The organism is Ferruginibacter sp. (genome assembly GCF_031430955.1).
Classification (GTDB): domain Bacteria; phylum Bacteroidota; class Bacteroidia; order Chitinophagales; family Chitinophagaceae; genus Ferruginibacter.
On sequence record NZ_JANPCM010000351.1, the window covers coordinates 1 to 5,703 of the forward strand.

Here is a 5,703-nt window from a genome sequence, read left to right on the forward strand (position 1 = left end):
AATTTTGTACGAACTTTTTTATGCAAGGGTAAACGGCAATCGTTGGGATGCATCTTCAGGCGCAATTTTTAATCTTAACTCCAACCTGCTGCGGCCAGATACCTGGACGTCTGCTGATGCAGCAGGCTTACCCATTTTTCCCGGCCTGGTGCGTTACGACGAAATTGTAAAAGGAGAAATAGATCATCCGATAAGATTTACATTAACCAGCAGCAATGTAAAACCTGCTTATATTTTTCCGGCACGCCATAAAGTAAACAGTACCGGCGGGCAATACTGCTTACCTTTTGGTGCAAGAATAAGATTGAAAGCAAATTTTGATATTAGTATGTATTCTGCTACCAATCAAATTATTTTACGTGCCATGAAAAAATATGGATTGATACTTGCCGATATTGGCAGCAACTTGTACATAACTGGTGCGCCAGATGAAAGATGGAATAATAACGACCTGCAAAAATTAGGGCAGGTGCATGGTAGTGATTTTGAAGTAGTAAAATTTAATTAATTATTTTCCTGTAAATAGTTCTGAAATTATTTTTAAAATATAATTCTTCAATAAATAAAACAACCCTTCAATAATTAATGAAGGGTTGTTTGTATAAAAAATATTTAAACTTTACTTTTTACTTATTCTGAATAAAATTCCGAAGTCGCTAACAGCATACAGCATGCCATTGTATTGTGTTATATCACGTATTCTTTCTTTTTTATCAGTAAGTAAAGCTTCTTCACCTGTCACTTTATTATTTTCAATTACTAATCTTACAATACGTGTGCTGCTTAAGCCACTAATAAAGAGATTGTTTTTCCATTCTGGTATAGCATCACCTGTATAAAAAACCATTCCACTGGGAGAAATTACCGGATCCCAAAAATATACCGGTTGTTCCATGCCATCTTTTTGCTGAATAGAATCACCGATTTTTTCTCCACTGTATTCCCAGCCGTAAGTAATTATTGGCCAGCCATAATTTTTGCCCGGTTTAATAATATTTAATTCATCGCCCCCTTGTGGTCCAAATTCTGCTTCCCATAAATCGCCTGTTACAGGATTAAAATCTAAACTTTGCGGATTGCGGTGCCCATAAGAATAAATTTCTGCTTTAGCATTTTTTTTACCTGCAAATGGATTTCCGGGGGCTGGCTTGCCATCCTTTGTAATCCTAAATATTTTACCCAGGCCGCTGTTAAGCCACTGTGATTGTTTTCTTCCTTCCAGTACCGACCTTTCGCCGGCGCTTACAAAAAGATATCCCTCTTTATCAAATATAAGGCGGCTGCCAAAATGATATTCACTGTTCAATTCGGGTGTGGCTCTAAAAATTACTTTTGGATTTTTAATCACAGAATCATTTTCATTTAGCTGGCCTTTAGCCACAGCCGTTAGATTTCCTTTGCCATATTTTTCGGAGAACGACCAGTATATGGTTTTATTTGTTGCAAAATCCGGGTCAAGCCCTACATCCAGCAGGCCGCCCTGCCCAGAATCAAACACTTTTGGAAACCCTGTTATTTTTTTATTTAATGTTCCGTCGGCGTTGCGTATTTCCATATAACCCGATTTTATGGTTAGCAATAATTTGCCGTCGGGTAAAGCAATAATTGCCCAGGGCCTTCCCAATTTTTCCGCAATTTTTTCTACCTGGTAAGCAGTAGTTGTTGTAACTGTATTAATTCTTGTTTGCCCCCCAAAAGCAGGTTTGTAATGTGCATTGGGTATTTTGTTTTCGGTAGCAGATGGAGCAATACTATCAGCTGCATTTTTGGTATCCTCTTTTTTTTCAGATGCAGGGTTGCTGTTACAACCAAAAATTGTAAGGGCAATTATTGTTAAAGAGAAGATGAATTTTAGATGCATAAAATAATTGTTAATGATTAGGTGTAAAAATAATGCAGTTAATTGATTATTTTATATGTGCCGGAAATAAATACGAATTTAATTTTAAGAGGTTACTTTTGCAGCCGGATAATCAATTAATATTATAAAAAGGTATCCTTACAATTTTTACAAATCTTTTTCTGTAATAATTATTTAATTGGGTAACAACCACTCCATAGGCTTTGCCCGATGTGGAATGAATAAAATTAATTACGCCATCATTGGTAGCAGTAATAATGCCCATGTGGCCAACAATTGTACTAAGGCTGTCGGTTCCGGTAAACAAAATCAGGTCGCCGGGTTTTGTAATAGCAGAATCTACAGTAATTCCATAGTTTGTAAAATCAACTGATGAGCGGGGAACTTTAATATTAAAATGATTAAATACAGTGGTAATAAAACCAGAACAATCTAAACCTTCGGCCGGATTTACAGAACCATATTTATAAGGGGTGCCCATTAAAGTTTTAGCGTAGGCAATTAATGTTTGAGGAAAACTGTCTGTTATTAAATTTATACTGATTACGGGTACTGTATCAGCGGAATCAGTAAATTTAATTTTTGCTCTTGCAATAATACTGTCAGTAATAATATGTTGAGTTGTATCAATTTTATTTTCTGTAACATCAGTTTGCGGCATATAATTGCAATTACAAAATGAAATAACTAAAAAGATGTAGAAATTCTTCATAAAGTTCAAGAGTTGTATCTGTAATATACATGATTTTTCAGCTGTAGGTTCAATTGTTTTTTATTGCTGATAATTATTATTTTGCAATGAAGTTTAGTTTACGAAGATTATTTTTGTTGCTAAATTATTTATGACATTAAAGCAAAAAATATACCGTCATTACCTGCAACAGATAAATGATAAAATACAGCAACTGCAAAAAGTGCTGGACGATTTAAAAGAAAGCGGCAGCAACGAAACTAAAAGCACCGCCGGGGATAAGCATGAAACTGCATTAGCAATGCTGCAGATTGAGCAGGCTAATACAAGAGGGCAAATGAAGGAGGCGATTGTACAAAAAGATGCGCTGGAGAAAATAAATCCTTCAATAGCACCAAAAATAGTTGTGCATGGCAGCCTGATTAAAACCAACCGGGGTTATTTGTTTTTAAGCATTGCTTTGGGCAAAGCAGTAATTGAGGGTGTACATATAATTGCTTTGTCGCCTCAATCGCCATTAGGTATAAAATTAATGGGTTTGCAGGAAGGTGATACTGCGGCAATTAACGGTAATAATTATCTAATAGAAAGTATTGAATAAATTTTTGCAGTACAATTATTTTTTTTTCTTCTTCATAATCCAAAATAATAACCCCACAGCCAATACTGCTAAAAGCAATTTACCCTGCCACCCAAAACTTGTAACTTCGTAAACCGCATATGCTTCCATAAGCAACGCTGGTAATTTGCCTAACGAACTGGCAATACAAAAAATAATAAAAGATACTTTACCAACTGCTGCCGCAAATGTTATTAATCCCGAGGGAACAAAAGGGATAAGCCGTAAAGAGAATACCAGGTAAAAGGCTTCTTTATTCTCGGCATCAATAAGCTTTTTTACTTTTTGAAATTGTTGAAGTTTATTTGCTGCAATTTTTTTAAACCCTTTCCGGTACAATATAAAAGCAATAGCTGCGCCAATAGCTTCTCCTAAAAAAGAAAGGAGTGTACCATTCCAGAATCCAAAAAATAAAATGTTGGCTGCGGTAATAAATACACTGGGTATTAAACCCAGAACTGCAATAAGTATGCTTATGCAGATACTTATTACAATAGCCAGCTGGGGATAATCTTTAAAAACCTGTAATAAACTATTTTCCACTGATCAGTTATTCGGTAATCAATTTTTAATAAAGATGTATTAAAATTACTTACTGGTGAAATAACAGGCATTAATATTTTCTGAAATGACAATTATTATTTTTAAATAACTGTGTATAATTTAAGTTCTTCTAATGCCGTCAGTACTTTTATCCATTTTCTTTTACCTTTTTTTGTTGTGGGTGCTTTTGAATTTTTATAAAAATCAATGATATTCATCTTTGCATCTTTATCTACCCCTTTAAATTTATTTTTATGCAATTGTAATAACAGGCTGTTGTAGGCTGCATCGGCCATATCATATTCTCCGGGTGCGGTATCGCTGCCGGTATCAAAATCTATATTGGAAAGGTTTAATTTTCCATTGGATAAAATTTTTATTGCGGCGTTATATTGTAATAAAACAGTATCAAAACTTTTAATAAATATTTTTTCTGCATTGGCATCAAGTGCTTTAATTTTTAATGGGCGTAACGGCCCCACTTTTGGTAACACAAAAATTAACCACGATATACTTTTAGTAAAAAAGCCCGGTTGGTTATGGCTGCCACCAAAATCGTGTTTGTAATTGGCCTTACTCATTTTGTATTTAAAACTGCGGCTGGTTGCGGTAGGTTGTGTTTTAAGAATTTCATTTTTTTTAACAGACCAGGTAAGTTTAGTTATGAATGGAAATAAGTTTTTTACTGACCAGCGGAACGTTTCAATCGAAACGGAAATATTTCGAAACACATCATTAATATCAAGCCCATAAATTTTACGGAATGCTTTTTCCAACACCGGCAGTGATACATTAAAGCCAATAAAATTCCTGTAGGCAATGGAAGCATAATTGCCTTTTGCAGTTTGCAGTACATCAAATGCAAATTCAGTTCGTTTGTGGGAAATTTTATCATCTTCATAAGTAACAATATCGCCAAATTTTTCTTTTATTTTCGGATACAACATTGGCACACATATATTCGTACCTGTTAAATGCCCATATCTGTCGGCCATGTAGTGGCTTAAATAACCCAACGCAAATGCATATTCATTCACATTTTGTGCTTCATCAATCAGCGCCTCTACAAAATCGCCGCTGCGTACATAATGCACCAGGTTGGTAAATAAATGGCTGCCAAAAGGAAAGTAACCCATATCCGGTGCAATGGCACCACCATACGCATAAGAGTGTGCAATATTTAAAATAGAATCGTTGATGCCCGGATATTTTTTTAACAACAATGGCTTAAGCGATTTTTCCCAACTGGCATCTACTATTGCTTCATGAGTAAGAACAGAATACGCCTTTACATTTTGCGGAATACAAACACATACAGTTAAAAGCAATAAAAAAAAATTATTAAAGTAAATTGACTTCTTCATTTTTATGCTGATTAATTTTTTTATCTCAAACCAGTATTTTTTCCTGTCGCAGTTTTTTTAGCCGCCGCAAAAATACTTTTCCATACCAGGTAAAAAAACGATTTGGTAATATCCCTTTCCTGTGTAACATCATTTTTTCTAACTTCTCCATTTTGCGGATTATTGTTAATTACTAAAAAATTAGCTACAAAACTTAATAATACTTTCTTTTTGGTTGCAGGCGAATCTGGTTTAAGCACGGTAAGTTTCAGGTCTTCGTACAGCAGGGTAGAAGTGCCTTTTGCCATAAGATCGTTACCACTTAAATCGAAAGTTAATTTATTGAACCTGCCTTTTTGTATGGCTACCATTCCCAATGGTTCCGACACCGGGTTTAATGCTGTTGCATTATAGCTGCCCCCCGTACCCGTTATATTGAATGCACCATTAGTAGTATTTAACGGCAACCGCCACGTAGTTTGCACATTGCTTACTCCTAAAAAAGACGCATTTGCATTCACTACCATCATTTCGTTTTTTGCTACAATGTTTTTTATATTGGTAACATTGGTAACAGTGCCGTTTACATTGTTAAAAAATACAACGCCTGTTTTTTCTGATATGGCACCTCTTTCTTTATAAGCTA

At 35.0% G+C, this 5,703-nt stretch carries 6 protein-coding genes and 1 pseudogene; 2 read left to right on the forward strand and 5 right to left on the reverse strand.

Features of this window, described 5'->3' with window-relative positions; genetic code table 11:
* Positions 1–508: pseudogene (locus ACY65O_RS09945) on the forward strand (hypothetical protein); the annotation flags it as partial.
* Positions 509–619: 111 nt separating this feature from the next.
* Here ACY65O_RS09945 and ACY65O_RS09950 read toward each other — a convergent pair.
* Complete coding sequence (locus tag ACY65O_RS09950) at positions 620–1,861, reverse strand: PQQ-dependent sugar dehydrogenase (protein WP_462220700.1); 1,242 nt, start codon at positions 1,859–1,861, stop codon at positions 620–622.
* A gap of 112 nt (positions 1,862–1,973) precedes the next feature.
* Positions 1,974–2,522, reverse strand: coding sequence for a C40 family peptidase (locus ACY65O_RS09955; RefSeq protein ID WP_462220701.1), 549 nt, complete (start codon positions 2,520–2,522; stop codon positions 1,974–1,976).
* Positions 2,523–2,703: 181 nt separating this feature from the next.
* On the opposite strand from ACY65O_RS09955, the gene ACY65O_RS09960 reads away from it, so the two are divergent.
* Positions 2,704–3,153 (forward strand): hypothetical protein, encoded by a 450-nt coding sequence (locus ACY65O_RS09960; protein WP_462220702.1) that lies wholly within the window; start codon positions 2,704–2,706, stop codon positions 3,151–3,153.
* 15 nt (positions 3,154–3,168) lie between these two features.
* Here ACY65O_RS09960 and ACY65O_RS09965 read toward each other — a convergent pair whose 3' ends face one another.
* The 3 genes from ACY65O_RS09965 to ACY65O_RS09975 all read right to left on the reverse strand — a co-directional run.
* Complete coding sequence (locus ACY65O_RS09965; protein ID WP_462220703.1) at positions 3,169–3,714, reverse strand: TVP38/TMEM64 family protein; 546 nt, start codon at positions 3,712–3,714, stop codon at positions 3,169–3,171.
* A gap of 101 nt (positions 3,715–3,815) precedes the next feature.
* A complete protein-coding gene (locus ACY65O_RS09970) occupies positions 3,816–5,078 on the reverse strand; it encodes a zinc dependent phospholipase C family protein (protein WP_462220704.1) in 1,263 nt (420 codons plus the stop codon).
* Positions 5,079–5,098: 20 nt separating this feature from the next.
* Positions 5,099–5,703: hypothetical protein (locus ACY65O_RS09975; protein ID WP_462220705.1), on the reverse strand; the 605-nt coding region annotated here is incomplete at its 5' end.

Excerpts from the sequence above, each read along its gene's own strand:
- ACY65O_RS09950 (WP_462220700.1), bottom strand. The coding sequence starts at position 1,861 with ATGCATCTAAAATTCATCTTCTCTTTAACAATAATTGCCCTTACAATT.
- ACY65O_RS09955 (WP_462220701.1), bottom strand. The coding sequence starts at position 2,522 with ATGCCGCAAACTGATGTTACAGAAAATAAAATTGATACAACTCAACAT.
- ACY65O_RS09960 (WP_462220702.1), top strand. The coding sequence starts at position 2,704 with ATGACATTAAAGCAAAAAATATACCGTCATTACCTGCAACAGATAAAT.
- ACY65O_RS09970 (WP_462220704.1), bottom strand. The coding sequence starts at position 5,078 with ATGAAGAAGTCAATTTACTTTAATAATTTTTTTTTATTGCTTTTAACT.